Raw genomic sequence first — 23,279 nt, 5'->3', positions numbered from 1 at the left:
AGCGCGAACATGACGATCACGATGCTCAAGCGGCTGGCCGGCTTTGCCGCGGCCGGCGCGATCCTCGCGGCCGCGCCTGTCGCGGCCTCGGCGCACGGCAAGCTGGAAAGCGCCGCACCGGCGACGGGCAGCACGGTCGACGTGGCGCCCGACACCGTGCGGCTCGCGTTCAACGAAGACCTCGAACCGGCATTCAGCTCGGTGAAGGTGTCGGACGCGAACGGCAATGCCGTCACGCAGGACAAGGCGAAGGTCGATGCGTCGAACCCGCGCGTGATGACGGTCGCGATGCCGAGGCTCGCGCCCGGCGCATACACGGTGCAATGGGTGGCGATGACCGCCGACGCGCATCGCACGAAGGGCACCTATACGTTCCGGGTGAAAGGATGAACGACGGTATCGTCGGCCTGCTGCGGCTCGTGGCGGTAGCGATCCAGAATGCGGGGTTCGCCGTCGTCGTCGGTGCGCTGCTCGGCGGCCGCTGGCTCGGGCTTGGCGCGTCGGCATGGCAGCACGGGATCGGGCGACGGCTCGTCGCGACGCTGCGGATCGCGTCCGCCGTGTCGCTGCTCGCGAGCGTCACCGCGTTCTGGGCGCACTGCGCGTTGATGAGCGAAGTGCCGTTGTTCGAAGCGGGGCCGGCCGTCCGCGCGATGCTCGCGGGCACGGGCTTCGGTCATGCATGGCTGGCCGGCGCCGTGTTCATGCTCGTCGTCGTGCTGCTGGCGTTCGTCAGGCGCGCGAACGACACGCGTTTTCCGTTCGCGATGTGGGCCGCGCTTGCCTGCGTTGCGCTTGCGCGCAGCAACGGCGGGCATCCGGTGGACGCAGGCCTGTTCAGCGTGCCCGTGTGGATCGACTGGCTGCATCTGCTGGCGATCAGCGCGTGGGTCGGGCTCGTGCTCGTGACGGCATTCGGCGTGATGCCGCGACTCGCCGGCATGCCCGCGAGCGAACGCGCGACGGGCGCATCGTTCGTGCAGTCGCTGTCCGATGCGTCGACGTATGCGCTGGTCGTGCTGTTCGCGACCGGCGCGTACAACGGGTGGCGCGGCGTCGATACGCCGGCCAACCTGCTCGTGTCGACGTACGGGCAGATCCTGCTGCTGAAGCTTTCGCTCGTGTTGATCGCAGCGGCGCTCGGCAGCCATAACCGCTTCTTCGGGATGCCGAAGCTGTTGGCCGCGCTGCGGGACCCGGCTGCCGCGATGCCGGCCGTCTCGTTGAAACGGTTTGGCGCCGTGTTGCGGATCGAGGCGGTCGTGCTCGGCGGCGTGCTGATGGTGGCGGCCGTGCTCGTATCGAGCGCGTTGCCGGGAACGGCCTAGCGCGGCGATGCGGCGGCGACGGCGCGGGGGAATCGTCCGGAGCACGGAGGCGTTCCTGCCAGCCGATTGCCCCGCATTTCCGGGCCCAAACATGCGATCGGTGGGGATCGCGGCGGGATGACGGGCATTACGTCGGCCTGTCTGTTCATTACCAAAAACTGTCATTGAGCGCCGCTAAGCTTTCGCCACCCTCACAACCGGGATTCCCCGTCATGCGCTCGACAAACCGCCTGTTTGCCCCGCTATTGTTGCTTCCGACGCTTGCCGCGCCGGTATTTGCCGCTCCCGTCAGCCCGAACTGCGGCGGCAGCACGACGCCGATCGCCGATATCCAGGGGCCGGGCGCACCGTCGCCGCTCGCCGGCCAGAACGTGTCGGTCGAGGCGGTCGTCACCGCCGATTTCGGCGGCACGGACGGCTTCGGCGGCTTCTTCGTCCAGCAGGCCGACGCGCAACGCCGCAACCAGCCGGGCGTGTCCGAAGGCCTGTTCGTCTATGCGCCGAAAGCGCGCGCGAAGGCCGGCGATCTCGTGCACGTGACGGGCAAGGTCGAGGAGAAATACGGCCAGACGCAACTGACGCTGTCGGGGGCGATCGCGGTGTGCGCGAACGGCCAGACGGTCACGCCCGCGACGCTCACGCTGCCGGTCGACAGCCCGAACGCGTTCGCCGCGTACGAAGGGATGCGCGTGCGCCTGCCGCAGACGCTGAACGTGACCGACAACTACGAGCTCGGCCGCTACGGCAGCGTGATGCTCAGCAACGGCCGCTTGCGTACGCCGACGAGCGTCGTGCCGCCCGCGCAGGCGCAGACGCAGATCGATGCGAACGCACGCAACCGCCTGATCCTCGACGACGGCTCGAACAAGCAGAACCCGGCGACCGTGCCGTATCCGGCACCGGGCCTGTCGGCCGCGAACACGCTGCGCGCGGGCTACACCGTGCGCGACGTCGAAGGCGTGCTCGAAGTGCGTTACGGCGCGTGGCGCGTGCAGCCGCTGCCCGGCGCGGCCGTGCCGGCGTTCGACACGCGTCCGAATCCGCGCACCAACGCGCCCGCGCGCGATCCGAAGTCGAACCTGCGCGTCGCGTCGTTCAACGTGCTCAACTATTTCAACGGCAACGGGCTCGGCGGCGGCTTCGACGATCCGAACAACCGCGGCGCGAAGACGTTCCAGGAATTCCAGCGTCAGGAAGCGAAGATCGTCAGCGCGCTGAAGGCGATCGATGCCGACGTGATCGGGCTGATGGAAATCCAGAACAACGGCTACGGCGAACTGAGCGCGGTGCGTCAGCTCGCGGCGAAGCTCGGCAGCCACTGGCGCGTCGTCGATCCCGGCTCGTCGCGCCTCGGCGGCGACGCGATCGCGGTCGCGATGATCTATGACAGCCGCAAGGTCGAACCGGTCGGCCGCGCGGCGACGCTTGCAATCGACGACAAGAACCGCCAGCCGCTCGCGCAGTCGTTCCGCCTGGTCGACGGCAACAAGCAGACGCTGACGGTGGCCGTCAATCACCTGAAGTCGAAGAACTGCCCGGACGCCGCGAACGACGATCTCGACCAGGGCGACGGCCAGGGTTGCTGGAACCCGACGCGCACGCGCGCGGCGACGAAACTGGCCGACTGGCTGGCCGGCAACCCGACGGGCGTCGCGGGCCAGGGCGTGCTGCTGATCGGCGACTTCAACAGCTATACGTACGAGGACCCGATCCGCGCGCTCGAATCGCGCGGCTACCGCAACCTCGTCGCGCGCTGGATTGGCGCGAATGCGTACAGCTACGTGTACAACGGCGAAGCCGGCTATCTCGATCACGCGCTCGCGACGCTGCCGCTCGCCTCGCACGTGAAGGCCGTGCACGAATGGCACATCAACGCGGACGAGCCGCTCGCGCTGCAGTACACGCTCGCGTACAAGTCGGCCGAACAGCAGAAGACGTTCTATGCACCGGACGCCTATCGTTCGTCGGATCACGATCCGGTGCTGATCGATATCGCGCTCCCGGGCGGCAAGAAATAATCGACAATCGACGTGCCGCAACCGACGACGTGCGGCGACGCCGCATGTCGTCATCCGCCCGGAAATGCCGGCCGGATATCGAGTAAATAATGCCGTCAAGCCGGATTGAAATTAATGGAATCGGTATTTTATGGACGATGCGGCGCGTATCAGCATGGCGATTGAAGAAAGGTTGAAGCGAATCGAATCCTGGCGTGATGGATGAAGGCTGCCGTGCTGTATTAATCGATCACGGATAATAAAAATGAAAGAAAAATCCTGTCGATCTGAAGGTTTCGTCATCGTCGAGTCAATGCAGGCGGGGCTTCCGGGTTATGCGAGAAAAGTAAAATATTCGGCCCGGTATTACCGATAAAGCGCAGCTTGCACGAATAATTCCGTTTTCTTTCAAATACCAGACACTGTCCGCCCTTCGCATCATTGCGGGATTTTTAATATCCGAATGATCTTTGACAACGCGGCGCAGCACCGCCTATTTTGTCGATGTCGTAAATTTCGGTAATCAGAATAGAAGTCCAAACTGCAGGGGGCGGTTCAAGCACGATTCTCGCCAGCAGTTTGCTGTGTCTGTATCACGTTCAGTCTCTTGAAGCAGTCCGATCCCAACCGCCTTTTGCGCGAGTGGCGGGTGTTGCTGCGCGTCTCGTCGGCGAAGGCGGCCTTTGTGAAGCGGTATCCGAACCAAAGGACAGAGATGAAACCAGACAGGAGCTGTACCGGCAGCCGCCGTGCTCGTCACGGCCGGATGGCCGGGCTGGGCGTAGTGACCGTCATGACACTGGCGCTCGCGGCCTGCGGCGGCGACGATTCGTCGTCCGTCGGCGCGTCGAGCCTCGCGCAGGCCACGGCCAGCCAGCAGGCCAGCGCGCAAGCGGCCGGCAATCAGGCGCCGGCGGCCAACCAGCCGTACATCGACCCCGTCGCCTACTCGATGAACGCGACCGACGGTCTCGCCGCGGCGCAGGTATCCGAGAAAGCGGCCGTCATGCATTACCAGTGGAAATCCGGCGGCACGACGGTCAACTACACGACGACCACCGGCCACCTGACCGCGCAGGATGCGAACGGCAATGCGGAAGCGTCGATGTCGTACGTCGCGTACACCGCGCCGAGCACCAACGGCAAGCCGCGCCCCGTCACGTTCGTCTATAACGGCGGCCCCGGCTCGTCGTCGATCTGGCTGCGGCTCGGCTCGTTCGCGCCGACACGGGTGGCCACGCCCGATCCCGGGTTCGGCACCACCTGGCCGAACTATCCGCTCGTCGACAATGCCGAGAGCCTGATCGACACCACCGACCTCGTGTTCATCGACCCGCCCGGAACGGGGCTGTCGGAAGCCGTGTTGCCGAACACCAACCAGAAGTACTGGGGTTCCGATGCGGACGTGAACATCATGCGCGATTTCATCCAGCGCTACCTGAACGTCAACAGTCGCGGCACGTCGCCGATTTATCTGTACGGCGAATCGTACGGCACGCCGCGTACCGACATGCTGGCGCTCGCGCTCGAATCGGCCGGCGTGCACCTGACGGGCATCGTGCTGCAGTCAGCCATCCTGAACTACTTCGCGGATGCGGTGGAAGCGGTGGCGATCACGCAGTCGACGGAAGGGCTGCTGCTCGAAACCGATACGGTGGCCGGTTACCTGCCGGGCTATGCGGCGGTCGCGGCGTATTTCAACCAGGTCTCGCCGGCGCCGGTGAACCAGGGGTTGTACGCACTGCAGACGGAACTGTTCACGACGCTGATTTACAACCAGCTGCAGAAGTACTCGCAGTCGTGGGTGTTGAGCCAGCTCGGCATTCCGGATGCGCTCGGCACGCCGGTGTTCCCGAGCGATGCGACGCTCAGGCTGTGGTCGATCCCGTCGAGCCTCACACAACAGGCGCTGCGCGGCTACTTCAACGCGAATCCGTTCGGCACGAGCCTGCTGCCCGGCACGACGATCGGCCGGTATGACGGACGCGTGTCGTTGCCGAATTCCGATCCGCGGCTGCAGAATGACGGCGACCCGTCCGACATCCTGATCTCGCAGCCGTTCACGAACGCGCTCGCGACGCAGATGCCGGATTACCTCGGCTACTCCGCGCCGAACGCGACGTACCTGCCGCTGAACGACAACATCATCGGCGTATGGGACTTCTCGCACGACGGCCAGCCGATGCCCGACACGATCCCCGATCTGCTCGGTGCGCTGCAGTTGAACCCGAAGCTTCGCGTGCTCGCGGAGAATGGCTATCACGATCTCGCGACGCCGTTCTTCAACACCGAGAAGCAACTCGCGCGGTTGCAGACGGTGAAGGGCCTCAATCCGAAGCTGCAGGTGAACTTCTTCCAGGGCGGCCACATGATCTACCTGGACGACGTCGCCCGGCCGGAGATGAAGCGGGACCTGAAGACGTTCTACAAGGGCGCGCGGATTCCGACGGCGCTGACGCTGCACACGCTGCCGCCGCCGTGGCCGGACGAGAATCCGCCGAGCGTGCCGACCGGCAGCGTCCCGGGCGCGACGGCCGGAACGACGCTGGCGGCGGCGCCCTGAGCGACGGACTCCTTGTCAAAGGAACCCTCTATTCATCCATTGAATGCGAGTGATCATGTCCCTAATCAAATTGATGCGGCGTATGTCTCCGTTGATCGTCCTCGGTGCCGTGACGAGCAGTGCCTATGCGTTGCCGCCGCAAGCGGTGGCGCCGGTGAAGCTGCCGCACGGTGGGCGCGGCGTCGACGGCCCGTTCTTTCCCGCCACGCGGGCGGCGCCGGTGTTGCCGTCGACCGGCGCTGCGCTGCAGCAGCAGGCGCAGCAGCGCGTCGACGCAAGGCTTGGCGGCAATACCGTGCTGAGCAACGGCGCGGCCGTGACGAAGGCGCAGGCGCAGAGCAGCGGCCTGGGTTTCGTGTCGAAGCACTTCGACGAGATCGATGCGAAGCACACCGGGCGTGTGACGATGAGCGACGTGCGACAGTTCATCCAGCAGCGGCAGGTGCAGGCGCAGCAGGAACAGCAGGACGAGTGACGTAGCAGGCAGCGCGGCGGCCGGTGCGATGGAGAATCGCATCGGCCGCCGAATCTTGGGCGGCGCGGGTGCGGGATCGTCCGGCTTTATCAGATTTCGGCGGCGTAGTGAAAATCCGGAAGCGTGCGCCGGATGCGAGCAGCGTCGCATTCGCGCAAGGGTGGGACGCACACGACGTGCGCAGCGGCGTGTCCGGCGAGAAGGTGCTCGTGCATGCGCAACGCGGCACGCAGCGCTATGAGTACGCGACGTTTCAGGCGAACGACGATCCCGCGCTGAAACTGGCGATCTACACGCGGATGAATGACGGAGAAGGGGGCTGATGCTGCGTTGGCCGGCATCACCTCGCGGTCATGCAACGCAGCATCGGCTTCGTGCGTGAACGCGGGTGACGCGGTATAGCGGGGACGTGCGCGGGTTCAGGCCGTGCGTCGCGCGGACAGGCGATTCCACAACAGGCCGGAGCGGCTGCCGCTTCGGCAATACGCGAGCACCGGCTTCTGCAGCGTGTCGACCAGTGCGCCGAACGCGTCGATCTCCGCGTCGCCGATCTGGTCGCGCTCGACCGGCAGGTAGCGTGCCTCGAGGCCCAGTTCGCGGGCGGCGGCGGCGATCTCGTCGAACGCCGGCTGATCGTCGCCTTCGCCGTCGGGCCGGTTGCAGATGACCGAGCGGAAGCCGGCATTGCGGATCGCCTTCAGGTCGGCCGGCGTGATCTGGCGCGACGCGGAGAACCCGTTCGCCGCCGTCGCGCGGCACTGCTCGATCGCCTTGCGGAAACACGCGATCGCGAAGTCGACGTCCTGCTCCGTCGTGAAGCGGCCGAAGCTGATGCGCACCGTGCGGCCGGCCGTTTCCGCATCGAGGCCGAGCGCGGTGAGCACGTGCGACGGTGCGCCGCTGGTCGAGTTGCACGCGGAGGTCGACGAGACGGCGAGCGCTTCGCCGAGCATGAACGGGAAGAAGCCCGGGGCGTTCACGGTCAGGCTCAGCGTATGCGGGATGCGGCGCGCGGCGGCTGCATTCTGCGTGACGTCGCCGAGCGCGAGCAGCGCGTCGGTCAGGCGTGCGCCGAGCGCGGCGATCCGTGCGGTTTCGCCGTCGAGCTTGTCGGCGGCGAGTGCGCATGCGACACCCATGCCGACGATCTGATGCGTCGCGAGCGTGCCCGAGCGCAACCCGCGCTCGTGACCGCCGCCGTGAATCTGCGGTGCGATGCGATCGGCGATCTCGCGGCGCACGAATAGCGCGCCGATGCCCTTGGGCCCGTAAACCTTGTGCGCCGACATCGACATCATGTCGATGCCGAGCGCGCGCACGTCGATCGGCGTCTTGCCGAGCGCCTGCGCGGCGTCGACGTGGAGCAGCGCGCCCGCGGCGTGCACGAGGCGGGCGATCGCGCCGATGTCGGTCAGCGTGCCGATCTCGTTGTTCACGAGCATCAGCGACACGAGGCCCGTCTCGGGGCCGATGGCGGCCGCCACCGCGTCGGCGGTGATCTCGCCGTCGCGCGTGGGCGTCAGGAACGTGACCTGCGAGCCGTGCTTCGCCAGGCTGGCCATCGTGTCGAGGATGGCCTTGTGCTCGATGCGGCTCGTGATCAGGTGGCGCTTGCCGGCCGCGTTTTCCGCATAACCTTTCAGCGCGAGGTTGTTCGATTCGGTGGCACCCGACGTCCAGACGATCTCGTCGGCATCCGCGCCGATCAGTGCGGCGACTTGCGCGCGTGCGTGCTCGACCTTGTCTTTCGCCAGCCGGCCGGCGGCGTGCGAACTCGACGCGGGGTTGCCGAAGATGCCGTCGAAGCCGAGGCAGGCCGTCATCGCGTCGATCACGCGCGGATCGGCCGGCGTCGTGGCGGCGTAGTCGAGGTAGTGCAGCGGGTGGGTGTCGCTCATTTCCGTCTCTTGCTCATTGCATGGTGACGGAAATGATACGGGGGACAGAAGGGAAAAAGGATCCAAAGTTGGCTGGTAATTCGGCCTGATATGAAATGACGTTTTATTCTGGTGCTAAATTGGGGAATTTGGTTCTCATTCGATGCGAGGGCCTTTCTGTCCGGATGAGACGCGCGCCCTCCCGCGTTCCCGGGTGGTGTGGTATCCGGGCGCTTGCAAGTCCATGAGGGATTCCCCGATGCGGCGCGCGTGAGCGCCGCTTCAACACGGCGTCGACGTGCGCGACGCTTCCCTGCCGGTCCTTCCTGCCCGCCGTTCCCGATTATTTGCGTTTCGCGAATGGCGCGTTCGCCGGTTGTTCCATACCCGATTCGCGGCCATACCCCTATCGTGGCGACGTCGGCCGGGCGAATTCGACGCGTCGAATCCGGGCGCCGGCCGGCACTTCATTGCGATTCGCATCGCACACAAAAACCATCGGACCGGACCCACGCGCAGGCGCTGCGGCGCGCGCGGGCGAACCGGCGTCCACGGAGACGGACATGAAAGCAAACGAGTGGGATACCGCATACGAGTGGAGGGCAGTCACGCTGCTGGCGCTCGGATTCGGGCTGGTCGGCCTCGACCGCTGGCTCATCGCGCCGCTGTTTCCTTCGATCATGAAGGACCTGAACCTGACCGCGCAGGACGTCGGCAACTGCATCGGCGTGCTCGGCCTGTCGTGGGGCATCTTCGCGGCGCTGATGGGCGGCATCTCCGACAAGATCGGCCGCAGGAAGGTGCTGATTCCGGCCATCATCGCGTTCTCGCTGCTGTCGGGGTTCTCGGGGCTCGCGGGCGGGCTGCTCGGCCTGATGGCGATTCGCGGGCTGATGGGCGTCGCGGAAGGCTCGTTCTGCCCGACCAGCTTCGCGGCGACGGCCGATGCGTCGCATCCGCGGCGGCGCGGCCTGAACCTCGGGCTGCAGCAAAGCGGCTTCGCACTGTTCGGTCTCGCGCTGTCGCCGATCATCGCCACGCAACTGCTCGGCTTCGTGTCGTGGCGCTGGGTCTTTGCGCTGGTGGCCGTGCCCGGCCTGGTGCTCGGCGCGATCATGTTCTTCGTGATTCGCGAGCCGAAGGTGGTAAAGGAAGTCGCCGCGGAACATGCGCCGGCATCGCTCGGCCATGTACTCAAGAGCCGCAACATCCTCGTCGCGATGGCCGCACTGTGCTGCGCGATGACGGGCGTCTTCGTGCTCGGCGCGCTGCTGCCGCTGTACCTGACCGATTACCTGGCGCTCGGTACGCAGAAGATGGGCCTCGTCGTCTCGGCGATCGGCTTCGGCGGTTTTCTTGGGCAGTTCGGGTTGCCGGGTCTTTCCGATCTGGTCGGCCGCCGCATCGCGAGCATCGTCGGTTTCGCGGGAACGGCCGCGATGCTCTACCTCTTCCGTGGTCTCGGCCCGCAGCCGCTCGCGCTGTTCGGCGTGCTGTTCGTCGCATCGTTCTTCACGCTCGGGCTGGTGTCGCTGCTGTCCGGCCCGGTCGCGACCGAAGCCGCACCGGTCGGCCTCGTGTCGACGTCCATCGGCGTGGTGGTCGGCGTCGGCGAGATCTTCGGCGGCGGCATCGCGCCGGCGCTGGGCGGTTATGTCGCCGCACACTTTGGCATCCAGAACATTCTGTGGTTGCCGATGTGCGCGGTCCTGCTCGGTATCGTGGTCAGTCTGCTGTTGAAGGAAACCGCGCCGGCCGTGTTGCAGCGCCGCGCGGTCGTGCCGCCGGAGCTGGCGGCCGGAGAGCAATCGCGGTAACGCGCGGTGCGCCGCGCAATTGACATCGATTCGGCGACACTGTGACGCTTTTCACATGACACAGCCCGATTCCCGCGCGGGTAGACTGCCGGTTTCGCTGTCGAAAAAGGGCGCGGTATGGACCGGTTCCTGAGCATCGAGGCATTCGTGAGAGTGGCCGAGGCGAGCAGCTTCGCGGAGGCCGCGCGGCAGCTGGGTGTGACGAGTTCGGTCGTGACGAATCGCATCCAGCAGCTCGAGAAGTTCGTCAACGCGCCGTTGTTCCATCGCAGCACGCGCCACGTGCGCCTGTCGGACGTGGGCGAGACGTTCTATCGCGAGTGCGCGGAGGTGGTCGGGCGCGTCAACGAGCTGACGGACCAGATGCGCGAGCTTCGCGCGACGCCGACCGGGCGGCTGCGTATCCAGATGCTGCCCGGCTTCGCGCTCGATCACTTCGGCGCGCCGCTGGCGGCCTTCAATCAGCGCTACCCGGGCATCCAGCTCGACATCATCGTCAACGACCGTGTGGTCGACCCTGTCGAAGAAGGGTTCGACATCGCGTTCCAGATCTTCCCGCCGATTTCCGAATCGCTGATCGAGCGACGGCTGTTCACGGTCCGGCGTCTCTTTTGCGCGGCACCCGCCTACGTCGACGCGCATGGTGCGCCACAACATCCGCGCGAATTGCTGCAGCACACGACGGCGCTGTATTCGGGCTATCCGTCACGTAACCGCTGGACCATGACGCGCGGCGACGAGGTCGTCGAAATGGAGCTGCCGGGCATGATCCGCTCGAACTCCGTCCACCTGCTGCGCGAATACGCGCTGACCGGCGGCGGGGTCGTCTGTTTGCCGACGCTCGTGGCGAGCGACGCGCTCGTCGCGGGCCGCCTGGTGCCGATCCTCACCGACTACCAGCTCGCGCCGCTGAGCTTCGCCGCCGTTTATCCCGCGACGCAGCGACAGGCGCTGAAGGTCAAGGCGCTGGTCGAATTCCTCGCCGAATACATCGGCGACGAATCGCCGTGGGATCTCCCGCTGCTGGCGCGCGGCTGGGTGCGTTGAGCCGCGCGGATTATTCGCGAAACGCAAATGCCGTAATCGCCGTCCGTTGCCTTGTTGCTGCCGTGCGTTGCCCCTAGAGTGGAATCCAACAAGCGGTTCAACTCAGGAGACAGCAATGACCAGCACGGCATTCCACACCGTCTTCGGCTCGCTCGACGGTTACCGGAAGGGCGAGATCGAAATCACCAGCGGCAGCGCGCAGCACTACGCCTTCTCGAACGTCTTCGAGGTGGCATCGAAGTCGGCCCCTTATGAAAAGGTCGTCGCCGGCAAGAATCTCGAATACGTGATCGAAGTGTTGAGGACCGACGGCCAGTCGCCGTGGTTCGCCTGCGCGCACGACGAGTTCACGATCCAGATGGACGGCGAAGTCCGGATCGATTTCATCAAGCTCGACCACCCGCCGAGATCGGGCCGCGGTACCGTGAGCGCCGGCTCGCAGCCGGCCGGCCGGAACATGGGGTACGTCGTGTTGCGCCAGGGCCATCAGGCGCTGCTGCCGGCCGGCTGCGCGTATCGCTTCACCGCGAGCCGGCCGGGCGTCGCGCTCGTGCAGACCGTCCTCGGCGAACTGTCCGTCGAGAAGTGGGCCGAGATCTGCCTGCACTGACCTTCCGACCTCATTCGACTATTCCAGGAGACACGTTATGGCCACCCTCGACACCCTCGATCCGTCCACGGGCTTTGCCGCCGATCTGGTGCGATCGACCGACGCCGATGCCGTGACCGGCTACCGCCGCTTCCAGCTCGGCGAATTCGAATTCCAGCGCGACGAATACTTCGTGAAGATCAGCTGGCCCGCGAAAGGCCAGACGCGCACGCATGCGATGCCGGCGGATGCGTTCCTGCGCGCGATGATGCGTGACGTCGCCTGGGGCTTCTTCTACGGCTGGGTGAACTTCGACCACGTGTTCGGCACGCGCAATCACTACGGCAAGGTCGACATGTATGCGGGCACCTTCAACGGCATCCTGAAGGATGCCGGTGTCGACTACACCGAGTCCTTCGACACGCCGACGATCATGGCGACCTTCAAGGCGATGCTGCACGACTGGACGAACGAAGGCTTCGATCCGTTCGCGGCGCCCGAGGAAACCGGGACTGCGTTCGGGCGCAAGCACGGCGACAACGGCTCGGCGATCGAGCGCACGCGTATCGCGACGCGCCGCATGCCGGGCCTCGAAGGCGATTCGCCGCTGCGCGACGCACTGCCGGTCAACCGCGCGTTCCTCGACGTCGCGCAGGACGAGCCGGACGTGCACGTCGAGCCGGGCTTCGAAGGCGAGCTGCACGCGTTCAACCTGTTCAAGTACCTGTCGCGCTCGGACGTGACGTGGAATCCGTCGGTGACGTCGGTGTGCGGGCGCAGCCTGTTCTGCCCGACCACCGAGGAATTCATCCTGCCGGTGTTCCACGGCAACGATCGCGTCGAATGGTTCCTGCAACTGTCCGACGAAATCGTGTGGGACATCGGCGACAAGAACACCGGCGCGCCGCGTGCGCGCATCACGATGCGCGCGGGCGACATCTGCGCGATGCCGGCCGACATCCGCCACCAGGGCTATTCGACGAAGCGGTCGATGCTGCTGGTCTGGGAAAACGCGACGCCGGACCTGCCGCAGCGCTACGAGAGCGGCGAGCTTGCGCCATACCCGATCGCGTTCTGAGCCGCGCGCCAGCGACGGCTTCCGCTTCAGCCCTACACCGAGGACGATTCATGCAAACCCAACTCTTCATCGACGGGCGTTTCGTCGACGCCGTCGAGCGCGGCACGATCGACGTGCTGAACCCGCACGACGGTGCCGTCATCGCGAAGATCGCGGCGGCCACCGCGGCGGACGTCGACCTGGCCGTCGAAGCCGCGACGCGCGCCTTTCCGACATGGTCGGCGATGCCGGCGGCCGAACGCGGCCGTCTGCTGCTGCGCCTGGCCGATGCGATCGAAGCCAACGCGGACGAACTGGCGCGGCTCGAATCGCTGGATACCGGTCACCCGATTCGCGATTCGCGTTCACTCGACGTGCCGCGCACGGCCGCATGCTTTCGTTATTTCGGCGGCATGGCCGACAAGCTGCAAGGCTCGGTGATCCCGGTCGAGACCGGTTTCCTGAACTATGTGCAGCGCGCGCCGATCGGCGTCGTCGGCCAGATCGTGCCGTGGAATTTTCCGCTGATGTTCACGAGCTGGAAGATGGGCCCGGCGCTGGCGGCCGGCAACACGGTGGTGCTCAAGCCGTCGGAAATCACGCCGCTGTCGACGCTGCGCATCGTCGAGCTGATGGCGGAAGTCGGGTTTCCCGCCGGCGTCGTCAATATCGTGCCCGGTTACGGTCATACGGCAGGCCAGCGGCTCGCCGAACATCCGGGCGTCGGCAAGATCGCGTTCACGGGGTCGACCGCGACCGGCCGGCGGATCGTCGAAGCGTCGCAGGGCAACCTGAAGCGCGTGCAGCTGGAGCTGGGCGGCAAGGGCGCCAACATCGTGTTCGACGATGCGAACCTCGATGCGGCGATCAACGGCGCTGCGTGGGCGATCTTTCACAACCAGGGGCAGGCGTGTATCGCGGGCTCGCGTCTCGTGCTGCACGAACGGATCGCGGATGCGTTCCTCGAGCGCTTCGTCGCGCTCGCGTCGTCGATCCGCATCGGCAATCCGCTGGATGCGAATACCGAAATGGGGCCGCTCACGTCGAAGCAGCACCTCGAGCGCGTGCTGTCGTATGTCGACGTCGCGCGCGAGCAGGGCGGCCGCGTGCTCACCGGCGGCAGCGCGCCGCAGGATCCGGCGCTCGCCAACGGCTACTACGTGCGCCCGACGGTCATCGAGGCGAAGCGCGCCAACGATCGCGTCGCGCAGGAGGAAGTGTTCGGCCCGTTCGTCACCGTGTTGCGCTTCGGCAGCGACGAAGAGGCGCTCGCCATTGCCAACGCGACGGAATACGGGCTCGGCAGCGGCCTCTGGACCCAGAATCTGTCGCGTGCCCACAAGATGGCGTCGCGGATCAACGCCGGCATGTGCTGGATCAACTGCTACAAGCGCGTCAATCCGGGCAGCCCGTTCGGTGGCGTCGGCAAGTCGGGCTACGGCCGCGAGATGGGTTTCGAGGCCATGCACGACTACACGGAAGCGCGATCGGTGTGGGTCAACGTCGACGGCAACGTGCCGCCGCACTTCAAGCGCTGAGGTTCGCATGGAGCGCTTCGTCTATCAGGGCACGCCCTCCCGCGTGGTATTCGAATGGGGGGCGCTCGACAGGCTGCCGGACGAGCTGGCGACGCTCGGCGCCCGCCGCGCGCTCATCCTGTCCACACCCGAACAACGGCCTCTCGCCGACCGGGTGACGGACATACTGGGCGAGCGCGCGGCCGGCGTGTGCGCGCAGGCCGTCATGCACGTGCCGGTCGACGTCGCGCGCGCGGCCCGCGAGATGGCCGCCGAACGGGGCGCGGACTGTTGCATCGCGATCGGCGGCGGGTCGACGATCGGGCTGGGCAAGGCCATCGCGCTCGAATCGCCGCTGCCGATCCTGGCCGTGCCGACGACGTATGCCGGCTCGGAGATGACGCCGATCTACGGGCTCACGGAAGGCCGCCTGAAGCGCACCGGGCGCGATGTGCGCGTGCTGCCGCGTACCGTGCTGTACGACCCGTCGCTGACGGTGTCGCTGCCGCCGGGCATTTCGGCGGCGTCGGGCGTCAATGCGATCGCGCATGCGGTCGAGGCGCTCTATGCGGAAGATGCGAACCCCGTGATCAGCCTGATGGCCGAAGAAGCGATTCGCGCGCTCGGCGAAGCGCTGCCTGGCGTGGTGCGCGATCCGGCGGACCGGCCGATGCGCAGCCGCGCGCTGTATGGCGCGTGGCTCGCCGGGACCTGCCTCGGTGCGGTCGGCATGGCGTTGCACCACAAGCTCTGTCACACCCTCGGCGGCACGTTCAACCTGCCGCACGCACAGACGCACGCGGCGATGTTGCCGCATACCGCGCATTACAACCACGCGGCGGCGCCGGATGCGTTGCGTCGCGTCGCGCGGGCGCTGGGCGGGAACGACGCGGCCGACGCCGGCCCGTTGCTGTTCGGGCTGAACGAGCAGCTCGGCATCGCGCCGGCGCTCGCCGCGATCGGGATGCCGCGGGAAGGGCTCGACGAGGCGGCCGATCTCGCATGCAAGAACCCGTATGCGAATCCGCGGCCGATCGAGCGCGCGGCGATTCGCGCGCTGCTTCAGCACGCATGGGAAGGCCGTGCGCCGCGTTGAGCGGCGTGATGCGCCAATGGAGAAAGACTGATGAATGACCCCATCGACCGGAGCTGATCGTCATGGCTCGATTTTTCGCGGTATTGGCGACGGACCAGCCCGGCATGCGCGACGTGCGCGACCGTGTGCGGCCGATTCATCGGACCTATCTGCGTGCGGCCGCCGAGCACGGCGTGGTCGTGCGGCTCGGCGGCCCGACGCTCGACCCGCAGGGCGACGCGATGAACGGTACGCTGCTCGTCGTCGAGGCGGACGACATTCATGCGGTGATGCGGTTCGTTGGCAACGACCCGTATGTGAAGGAGGGGTTGTTCTCGCACGTGGAAGTGCGCCCGTGGGACTGGAGCCTCGGCAACCCCGAGCAGCGGGTGTGAGCGATGGAAGCGAGACGACTCTGCCGCGTTTCCGAGGTGCCCGACGGCGGCGCGCGCGTCGTCGACGAAGCGTGCATCGGGCGTCCCGTCATCGTCGTGCGGCGTGGCGAGCAGGTATGGGCGTACGTGAATCGATGCCCGCACTTTTCCGTCCCGCTCGATTACGTGCCGGGCAATGTCTCCTGCTATCGGTCGCAGGTGCTGATGTGCGCACATCACAGCGCGCTGTTCCGCTTCGACGACGGCGTGTGCATCGACGGGCCGTGCACGGGGGCCGGACTGGAAGCCGTGGCCGTTGACGTGGATTCCTCGGCGTGGGTCATTTCTCGAGAGCCGTGAATCACGGATCCTGATCGACTAGGGTGCGACACCGGTTCACGTAAAGAATTTCACGATAATAAATCAGTAAAACTAATCATGATTTTGATGGTGATGTAGCAGCCCGAATCAGGGCGATTTTCCACGAGGCAACAAGCGAGCACCCGCCGCCTGGCGCGGTGACGGGCTCGTATTTCCATAAAAAAGACGGAGACAACATGAAACTCAGGTTTGGCGTATTCGCGGTGCTTGCCGTCGCGCAGGGCGCATGGGCGCAGAGCAGTGTGACGATGTTCGGTCTGATCGACGCCGGCATCTCGTATGTCAGCAACGAGGGCGGCGGCAAGAACGTCAAGTTCGACGACGGCATCTATGCGCCGAATCTGTTCGGCTTGCGCGGCACCGAAGACCTCGGCGGCGGATATCGCGCCGTGTTCGCGCTCGTGAACCAGTTCTCGATGGCGAACGGCAGCATCGTCGGGACCGGGATCTTCGGGCGCAACGCGTACGTCGGCCTCGACAGCGACCGGTTCGGCAGCATCACGCTGGGAAATCAATACGACTTCATGGTCGACGCGCTTTTCAACAAGGGGAATGCGATCGGGCGGGACATCTCGGGGCTGTACGGTTTCAGGAACGGGCCGTTCCAGCGTCTCGCGCTGCCGGGCAATCCGACCGGCGCGTTCGACTGGGACCGCACGGCAGGCAGCAAGCCGATCGCGAATTCGGTCAAGTACACGTCGCCGACGGTCTCGGGCTTTTCCGGCGGCGTGATGTATGCGTTCGGCGGGGTGGCCGGCTCGATCGGCGCGGACAACGCCGTCAGTGCCGGCGTGAACTACGAGATCGGCGCTTTCGGCGTGGGCGCGGCATACACGAACGAGAAATATGGCCCGGCGCCGGGCGTGCCGTCGACCAGCGTGCGCAACTGGGGCGTCGGCATGCACTACGACTTCGGTGTCGTGAAGGCGATGGCACTGGTGACCACCGTGCGGAATGCGTTCAACGATGCCGGTGTGTGGATGGCGGAAGCGGGCGGCCTGTGGCGGATCCGGCCGGACGTCGTCCTGGGCGCGAAGTACATGTACATGAAGGGCAACGAAGCGGTGAACGACAACCACGCGCACCAGGTCAGCGTGGCGCTTCAGTACCTGTTGTCGAAGCGGACCATGGTGTACGTGTCGGCCGATTACCAGCGCGCCAATAGCGGCGCGAATGCGCAGGTGAACGGCGTGCTCGATCCGAACGGTGCGTCGAGTTCGGCAAGTCAGACGGTGGCTCGGCTCGGGTTGCATACGGTGTTTTGAGGGAGCGGAGTCGACGCCGCACGACGGTGCGCGGGTCCGGCTCCGTCACCTGCGAGGGTTCCCGGCGTCAGCCGGCCGATGCGGCGGCCGCCTTCACCTTGTCCTGCTCCGCCGCCAGCGCCGCATCGGCCGCCTGCGCGCGCTGGATGGCGGGGCGTGCGAGCACGCGGTCGAGATAGTGGCGCACCGCCGGCGTCTCGGGCATCAGTTTGAACATCGTGATCCAGTTCAGCGCGGACGCCCACAGCACGTCCGCTGCGGTGAAGCGTTCGCCGAGCAGATAAGGCCCGTTGGCCAGTTGCGCGCCGCTCGTGTCGACGACGGTATCGAAGTCGCCGTAGGGTGACGTCGAATACGGAGCAGGCGGCCGGTTCATCGATCGATCGACGATGGCCGGCTCGAAGCACGATCCGTAGAACACCATCCAGCGCAGGTACGAGCCGCGCAGCGGATCGCCCGTCGCCGGCGCCAGGCCGGCTTCCGGATACAGTTCCGCCGCATAGAGATAGACGGCGACCTGCTCGGTGACGACCACGTCGCCGTGGCGCAGGGCGGGCACCTTGCCCAGCGGATTGATCGCCCGATAGGCGGGCTCGCGATGCTGGCCGGCGGACAGGTCGAACGCGTGCAGTGCATAGTCGGCGTTCAGTTCCTCGAGCAGCATGCGGGCGCCGGCCGACCGGCTGCGCGGCGAATGGTAAAGGATCAGGTGGCGGTCTGGCGGCATCGCGGACTCCATGGCGTGGTCGGGAAGCGGGCGTCCAATGTAGGCCGGCGCGCGCGGCATCGTCTTGGAAAAATCCGCTGTGGCGGTGCATCATCACGGTATTCCCTCTCGCCGTTCACACCATGTCCGACCTGCGCAGCGTGACCGATAGCCCCAAGGGCGTGGTCGGCCCTCGGGCCGCCCTGCAGCGCTTCCGCCTGAATCGCTACTATCCGTGCGCCGCACTGGCCGGCGTGCTCGATCACCACTGGATCGTCGAATGGGATTTGCGCGACCAGCCGCCCCACGTGCAGCGCACGCTGCCGTATCCCTGCGTGAACCTGGTGTTCGACCGGCGGCAGACGGGCATTTTCGGCGTGGTGTCCGGCGCATTCGAGACGACGCTGGCCGACACGGGGCGCGTCATCGGGCTGCGATTCCGGCCCGGCGCGTTTCGGGCGTTTTTCGGCAAGCCCGTGCATCTGATGACCGACAAGGTGCTGCCGGTGTCGACGCTGCTCGACTGCAGCGATGCGCAGGCCGAGGCGGCGGTGCTCGGTGCGCAGGACGATGCGGGCATGGTATCGGCCGCGGAGTCGTTGCTGTTGCGCGTGCTGCCGCCGCCCGATCCTCAGGTGGAGCGTATCCACGGCTTGCTGCAGATGCTGCAGCAGGACATCGGCATCACGCAGGTGCGCGATCTGGCCGAACGCGCCGGCTTGAGCGAGCGCACGCTGCAGCAGCTCTTTGCCGACTACGTGGGGGTGACGCCGAAGTGGGTGATCTGTCGATATCGCCTGCACGAGGCGGCTGACCGGCTGGCCGGCGGACAGCCGGTCGATCTGGCGGAACTCGCGCAGGCGCTCGGCTATTTCGATCAGGCGCACTTCACGCGCGATTTTCGCAAGCTGGTGGGGAAGGCGCCGGCGGAGTATCGGCGGGAGGACGGGCAGGCATGAGTGTGTGGATGCCCGATGGGCGCCGCAGCGCACATCCCGTTGGTTGTTGTCGGCCGGGCAACACGGTAGTGTGCCCGTGGGCCTGCCGCCGCGCCGACAACGAACCTATGATGGGGCGAGCCGGCCCTCGGTGACGGTCAACACCGAGGGGTGCGCTGCCGATCATTCCACCCTATAGTGCTCGTCGTTGATCGATCTGCAAGCCAATCAGGAGTGTGTCGTGTTTCACCGGAAATCCAAATGGGGTCGTTCGAACCTGGCGTGCATCGTCGCCCTGGCGACGATGCTGGCGACGGTCGCCGCGCACGCAGAGACGGAGACTGTCGACGGCGCGACGCGCATCGCGTCGGCCGTCAATCGCGACGCGTCGCCGGCCCGGCCGATTGTCGGCGACGACCCGGCCGCCATCCGCGATGCGCTGCAGAAGCTGCACGTCGGCACGCGCTCGCCTTCGTTGCGCGACCGGGTTCGCGGCCTGGTTCCCGGTGCGACCGACCGGCGCGGATCGAATTCCGACCTGGCGGCCGTCGGTCTGGATCGTGACGTGACGTTCGTGGTGCCGGTGCGGTACGGGGTGAGGTACCGGTCGCGGCGGCACCTGTTGACGCTGGATGTCGACCTGTTCGACGCGGAGCGCGGCGACCGGACGGGCATCCTGCTCAGCAAGGTCACGACGGGGCCACGAGGGCGCGGGCTCGTGATTGCGCCCGAAGCGAAGGCAAAAGGGTACATCCAGCACGTCGACGTCATCGAACTCGACGCCGGGGAAGGCAAAAAGACCACCGTTCGTAGCCGCATGCGGCTTTCGCCCGCCGAGTACGCCCGGACGCAGGGCGACTTCGCGCTCGTTTTTTCCGGGCGCCTGGTTCGGCCTTACCTGACCGACCAAACCGAACATGCCGATCCGAGTATCGAGGAGCCGACGGACATCACGACGAGGGTCTCCACGTTGCACGTGGATCTCCACGACATCCGGCTCGTGAGCCCGTCGAGCGGCGTCGTGGTGTCGAAGAAGCTGGCTTTGTCGAAGTAGCGGGTGTCGGCGACGAGGGTATGCCGGCGTGTGGACAGACAAGGGCCGGATCGGTGATGCGGTCCGGCTGAAGCGCCGTTTTCCGGGGCTTCTTGCCCGACGGCAGGTTTTCGGTATAATGAACCCACGTTCGAAATGCCGAACGTGACACATCAAGCATCCAGAGTCGGGTTATCCGACGCCAACCTGCCCTCCCGGGCAAGGTGGACGCCTTCGAGGCGATGCGGCCGATTGACGGCAACGAAACGGGAGCAGCATGGCTGGCACCGGTTCGATAACCTTTCATCCGGAGCAACCATGAGCCAAGTTTCCTCCGCTTCCCGCCCGACCCTCTGTGACGACTGGTCGCGGTTCCTTCCCGGTTTCACGTTGACGCATACCGTCCATCTCGTATCGAAACGGAATCCGGGCATCGTCTCGACCGCGGCCGCCGTGCTCGAAGGTGAAACGGCGACGGTCGACCGTTGGGCCATCACCCGCTGTGGCGACGTGCTCGAGCAAAAAATCGTTCTCGGTGAAATGACGGAAGGGCAGGCGGTGCGTCTGCGCGAACGGCTTGCCGCGCTCGATGGTGTATTGCGCACGAGGGTGGAGCATCATTTCGTGCGGGCGGGGTGAGGCGCGTTCGGATGAACCGGACAACGGCCCGTTGGTGCAGGTCATACGGATCGTGTGTCCACCATCAACATCCGAACACGCGCTTTTGCAATCGTGTGAATGACGTATGCCGCCGGTGGAACTGCGCGCGTGACTTCTCCGGACCGCGTCTCCCGCCAGTGCCTTGACGCACGCTTCATCAGCGAATCGTGGCGGGTGGCTCGAATTGCGGCAGGGTTCGGTGCTGCTCAAATTTTGGCGTTACGCAATCTCAGCGCGTTCAAGATGACCGAGGCCGAACTCAGGCTCATCGCCAACGCTGCAATCATCGGCGAGAGTAGCAGCCCCGTGAACGGGTAAAGAACGCCGGCCGCCAACGGAACCCCGAGCGCGTTGTAAACGAACGCGAAGCCAAGATTCTGCTTCATGTTTGCGACGGTTGCCTCGGACAGCTTTCGAGCACGCGCGATACCGCGCAAGTCGCCCTTGACGAGCGTCACCTGAGCGCTGCTCATCGCCACATCCGTGCCTGTTCCCATGGCTACGCCGACATCGGCCTTGGCAAGCGCGGGGGCGTCGTTTATACCGTCGCCAGCCATCGCGACGACATGCCGGGCTTGCTGAAGCCGTGTCACCAGATCGAGCTTGTCGGCAGGTTTCACCTCGCCATGGAATTCGTCGACGGCGAGCTTTTCGGCCACCGCCTGGGCCGTGACCACACCGTCACCGGTCGCCATCACGACTCGAATTCCGTTCGCCCTCAATGTCGAAAGTGCCTCCGGCGTGGTCAGCTTTATCGGATCGGCGACCGCCAGCAGTCCGGCCAAACTGCCGTCGACTGCCAGATACATGACGCTGGCGCCTTGTGCACGCAGGCTGTCCGCCTTGTTGGACAGCGATTCGACGGATACGCCGTCAGTCTGCATCAGCGCGGTGTTGCCGAGTGCAAGTCTCTTGCCCGCGACCATTCCTCTCACGCCGATACCCGTTGCGGATCCAAAATTTTCCGTGCGGTCCAAAGTCAGCTTCTTCTCACGGGCTGCCGCAACGATGGCTGCCGCAAGCGGATGCTCGCTGCCTTGATCGAGACTTGCCGCCAGACGAAGCACTTCGTCGGTCGTGTATCCGTTTGCGCCTACGGCTTGCTCGAACGCGGGACGCCCTTCCGTCAGCGTCCCCGTCTTGTCGACAAGGAGCACGTCGACCTTGCGCAAATTTTCGATCGCAGCCGCATCGCGAAAGAGAATTCCGTTTGTGGCGCCTTTTCCGCTCGCGACCATGATGGACATGGGCGTCGCCAGGCCCAGCGCACACGGACATGCAATGATGAGCACCGCCACCGCATTGATGAGACCGAACACCCAGCTGGGCTCGGGGCCAAGGATGCCCCACACGAAGAACGTCAGAAGCGCAACGCTGACGACCCCGACGACAAATACGCCGGCGACCTTGTCGGCCATACGTTGCATGGGGGCACGGGAGCGCTGCGCCTGCGCGACCATCTGCACGATCTGCGACAGGACGGTCTGGGCGCCGACTTTCTCGGAGCGGATGAGGAGACTGCCCGTCGCGTTCATCGTTGCGCCGATGATGTGGTCGCCAACACGCTTCGTGACGGGAATGGGCTCGCCGGTAATCATGGACTCGTCGACCGAACTCGTGCCGTCCGTCACCACACCGTCGACGGGGACTTTCTCGCCCGGCCGCACACGAAGAATGTCTCCGACATGAACATGGGGCAACGGAATGTCTTCTTCGGAGCCGTCCGGGTTGACGCGCCGCGCAGTCTTGGGCGCGAGCCCGAGGAGTGCCTTGATGGCGGCGGTCGTTTGCGAGCGGGCCTTCAGTTCGAGCAGCTGCCCGAGAAGCGTTAGCGAAATGATGACTGCCGCCGCCTCGAAATATACGCTGACTCGGCCGTGCGCACTGTACGTATCGGGAAACACGCCGGGGAAGAGGGTGGCGATGACGCTGTAGATGTAGGCCGCGCCTGTCCCGAGCCCGATGAGCGTCCACATGTTGGGGCTGCGGTTCATGAATGAGCGCACGCACCGCTCGAAGAACGGCAGTCCTGCCCACAGGACGACCGGTGTGGAGATGACGAACTCGATCCAGCTCCCGGTGCCGACGTCCATCAATCTGAGGCGATGACCGAACATCGCCAGGACGAAGACTGCGACGGTCAGTGGCAACGTCCACCAGAATCGGCGTTGGAAATCGGCCAGCTCCGGATTGTCGTCTTCGTCGTCGCTGGGCAGAATCGGTTCCAGGGTCATGCCGCACTTCGGACATTGCCCGGGATGGTCCTGGCGAATTTCCGGGTGCATCGGACACGTGTAGATGGTGCCCCCGGGCACTGCTTGTGGTTGCTCAATGGTCGAAGGCTCAACGTACCTGGACGGTGCAGCCTCGAATTTCGTCAAGCAGGCCTGGCTGCAGAACGTGTACCACCTGCCATTGTGTTCGCGGCGGAAGCGTGACTCATCGGTCACCGTCATTCCACAGACAGGGTCGCGAAGCGAATCGGTGGAACGAACGCGCTCGTCCTGGCCCTCACGGTGATGAGCATGTGCGTCGTGTTCGTGCCCGGCGGGATGGTCGTGCTTGTCCATCTCGCGAGCG

Annotated in this window: 21 protein-coding genes and 1 riboswitch; of the genes, 18 read left to right on the top strand and 3 right to left on the bottom strand. The window is 65.7% G+C overall.

Going from position 1 to position 23,279, the window contains the following annotated elements; genetic code table 11:
• Nucleotides 1-9 precede the first annotated feature (9 nt).
• From copC to G3N62_RS01735, 6 genes are all read left to right on the top strand, one after another.
• Complete coding sequence (gene copC / locus G3N62_RS01760) at nt 10-390, top strand: copper homeostasis periplasmic binding protein CopC (protein WP_034188608.1); 381 nt, start codon at nt 10-12, stop codon at nt 388-390.
• On the top strand, nt 387-1,328 hold the full coding sequence (locus G3N62_RS01755) for a CopD family protein (RefSeq protein ID WP_124670129.1): 942 nt from the start codon (nt 387-389) through the stop codon (nt 1,326-1,328). The genes copC and G3N62_RS01755 overlap by 4 nt, the downstream gene beginning before the upstream one ends.
• A 212-nt stretch (nt 1,329-1,540) precedes the next feature.
• Nucleotides 1,541-3,346: an ExeM/NucH family extracellular endonuclease gene (locus tag G3N62_RS01750; protein ID WP_124670128.1), complete on the top strand. Its 1,806-nt coding sequence runs from the start codon at nt 1,541-1,543 to the stop codon at nt 3,344-3,346.
• Nucleotides 3,347-4,040: 694 nt separating this feature from the next.
• On the top strand, nt 4,041-5,888 hold the full coding sequence (locus G3N62_RS01745; protein WP_069704439.1) for a peptidase S10: 1,848 nt from the start codon (nt 4,041-4,043) through the stop codon (nt 5,886-5,888).
• Nucleotides 5,889-5,931: 43 nt separating this feature from the next.
• A complete protein-coding gene (locus G3N62_RS01740; RefSeq protein WP_049033869.1) occupies nt 5,932-6,363 on the top strand; it encodes a hypothetical protein in 432 nt (143 codons plus the stop codon).
• Between the two features lie 107 nt (nt 6,364-6,470).
• Nucleotides 6,471-6,686: a hypothetical protein gene (locus tag G3N62_RS01735; RefSeq protein WP_226252001.1), complete on the top strand. Its 216-nt coding sequence runs from the start codon at nt 6,471-6,473 to the stop codon at nt 6,684-6,686.
• Nucleotides 6,687-6,782: 96 nt separating this feature from the next.
• Here the strand turns inward: G3N62_RS01735 and G3N62_RS01730 are convergent, their stop codons facing one another.
• Nucleotides 6,783-8,261 carry an aminotransferase class V-fold PLP-dependent enzyme gene (locus G3N62_RS01730; RefSeq protein WP_034188471.1) on the bottom strand — a complete coding sequence of 493 codons (1,479 nt, stop codon included), beginning with the start codon at nt 8,259-8,261 and terminating at the stop codon, nt 6,783-6,785.
• Between the two features lie 542 nt (nt 8,262-8,803).
• On the opposite strand from G3N62_RS01730, the gene G3N62_RS01725 reads away from it, so the two are divergent.
• The 9 genes from G3N62_RS01725 to G3N62_RS01685 all read left to right on the top strand — a co-directional run bounded on the left by G3N62_RS01725 (nt 8,804) and on the right by G3N62_RS01685 (nt 17,362).
• Nucleotides 8,804-10,057 carry an MFS transporter gene (locus tag G3N62_RS01725; RefSeq protein ID WP_069704442.1) on the top strand — a complete coding sequence of 418 codons (1,254 nt, stop codon included), beginning with the start codon at nt 8,804-8,806 and terminating at the stop codon, nt 10,055-10,057.
• A 117-nt stretch (nt 10,058-10,174) separates the two neighbouring features.
• Entirely contained in the window at nt 10,175-11,104 is a 930-nt protein-coding gene (locus G3N62_RS01720; RefSeq protein ID WP_034188469.1) for a LysR family transcriptional regulator, read from the top strand.
• A 115-nt stretch (nt 11,105-11,219) separates the two neighbouring features.
• Nucleotides 11,220-11,714, top strand: a complete 495-nt coding sequence (locus tag G3N62_RS01715) for a hydroxyquinol 1,2-dioxygenase (RefSeq protein WP_069704443.1) — start codon at nt 11,220-11,222, stop codon at nt 11,712-11,714.
• A 37-nt stretch (nt 11,715-11,751) separates the two neighbouring features.
• Nucleotides 11,752-12,771: a hydroxyquinol 1,2-dioxygenase gene (locus G3N62_RS01710; RefSeq protein ID WP_124670127.1), complete on the top strand. Its 1,020-nt coding sequence runs from the start codon at nt 11,752-11,754 to the stop codon at nt 12,769-12,771.
• A 50-nt stretch (nt 12,772-12,821) separates the two neighbouring features.
• The gene (locus tag G3N62_RS01705; RefSeq protein ID WP_034188466.1) at nt 12,822-14,288 is read left to right on the top strand and encodes an aldehyde dehydrogenase family protein; all 1,467 of its coding nucleotides are present in this window, start codon (nt 12,822-12,824) and stop codon (nt 14,286-14,288) included.
• A 7-nt stretch (nt 14,289-14,295) separates the two neighbouring features.
• A complete protein-coding gene (locus G3N62_RS01700) occupies nt 14,296-15,363 on the top strand; it encodes a maleylacetate reductase (protein ID WP_124670126.1) in 1,068 nt (355 codons plus the stop codon).
• Between the two features lie 62 nt (nt 15,364-15,425).
• Entirely contained in the window at nt 15,426-15,737 is a 312-nt protein-coding gene (locus G3N62_RS01695) for a YciI family protein (RefSeq protein ID WP_034188464.1), read from the top strand.
• Between the two features lie 3 nt (nt 15,738-15,740).
• Nucleotides 15,741-16,076 (top strand): Rieske 2Fe-2S domain-containing protein, encoded by a 336-nt coding sequence (locus G3N62_RS01690; RefSeq protein WP_049034746.1) that lies wholly within the window; start codon nt 15,741-15,743, stop codon nt 16,074-16,076.
• 197 nt (nt 16,077-16,273) lie between these two features.
• A complete protein-coding gene (locus G3N62_RS01685; protein ID WP_124670125.1) occupies nt 16,274-17,362 on the top strand; it encodes a porin in 1,089 nt (362 codons plus the stop codon).
• A 67-nt stretch (nt 17,363-17,429) separates the two neighbouring features.
• On the opposite strand, the gene G3N62_RS01680 is transcribed toward G3N62_RS01685, so the two are convergent.
• Entirely contained in the window at nt 17,430-18,089 is a 660-nt protein-coding gene (locus tag G3N62_RS01680; RefSeq protein ID WP_124670124.1) for a glutathione S-transferase family protein, read from the bottom strand.
• Nucleotides 18,090-18,211: 122 nt separating this feature from the next.
• On the opposite strand from G3N62_RS01680, the gene G3N62_RS01675 reads away from it, so the two are divergent.
• The 3 genes from G3N62_RS01675 (at nt 18,212) to G3N62_RS01665 (ending at nt 20,678) form a co-directional block, all read left to right on the top strand.
• A complete protein-coding gene (locus G3N62_RS01675) occupies nt 18,212-19,027 on the top strand; it encodes a helix-turn-helix domain-containing protein (protein ID WP_124670123.1) in 816 nt (271 codons plus the stop codon).
• Nucleotides 19,028-19,247: 220 nt separating this feature from the next.
• Nucleotides 19,248-20,060 carry a hypothetical protein gene (locus G3N62_RS01670; RefSeq protein ID WP_124670193.1) on the top strand — a complete coding sequence of 271 codons (813 nt, stop codon included), beginning with the start codon at nt 19,248-19,250 and terminating at the stop codon, nt 20,058-20,060.
• A 151-nt stretch (nt 20,061-20,211) separates the two neighbouring features.
• Nucleotides 20,212-20,315, top strand: a riboswitch (SAM-I-IV-variant riboswitch).
• Nucleotides 20,316-20,357: 42 nt separating this feature from the next.
• The gene (locus tag G3N62_RS01665) at nt 20,358-20,678 is read left to right on the top strand and encodes a hypothetical protein (RefSeq protein ID WP_185733085.1); all 321 of its coding nucleotides are present in this window, start codon (nt 20,358-20,360) and stop codon (nt 20,676-20,678) included.
• A gap of 227 nt (nt 20,679-20,905) precedes the next feature.
• Here G3N62_RS01665 and G3N62_RS01660 read toward each other — a convergent pair whose 3' ends face one another.
• Nucleotides 20,906-23,269, bottom strand: coding sequence for a heavy metal translocating P-type ATPase (locus G3N62_RS01660; RefSeq protein WP_124670192.1), 2,364 nt, complete (start codon nt 23,267-23,269; stop codon nt 20,906-20,908).
• Nucleotides 23,270-23,279: the final 10 nt, after the last annotated feature.

It is taken from the genome of Burkholderia sp. Tr-20355 (genome assembly GCF_017104685.1).
Lineage (GTDB): Bacteria > Pseudomonadota > Gammaproteobacteria > Burkholderiales > Burkholderiaceae > Burkholderia > Burkholderia seminalis.
This window is presented reverse-complemented; position numbering and strand designations above follow the sequence as displayed.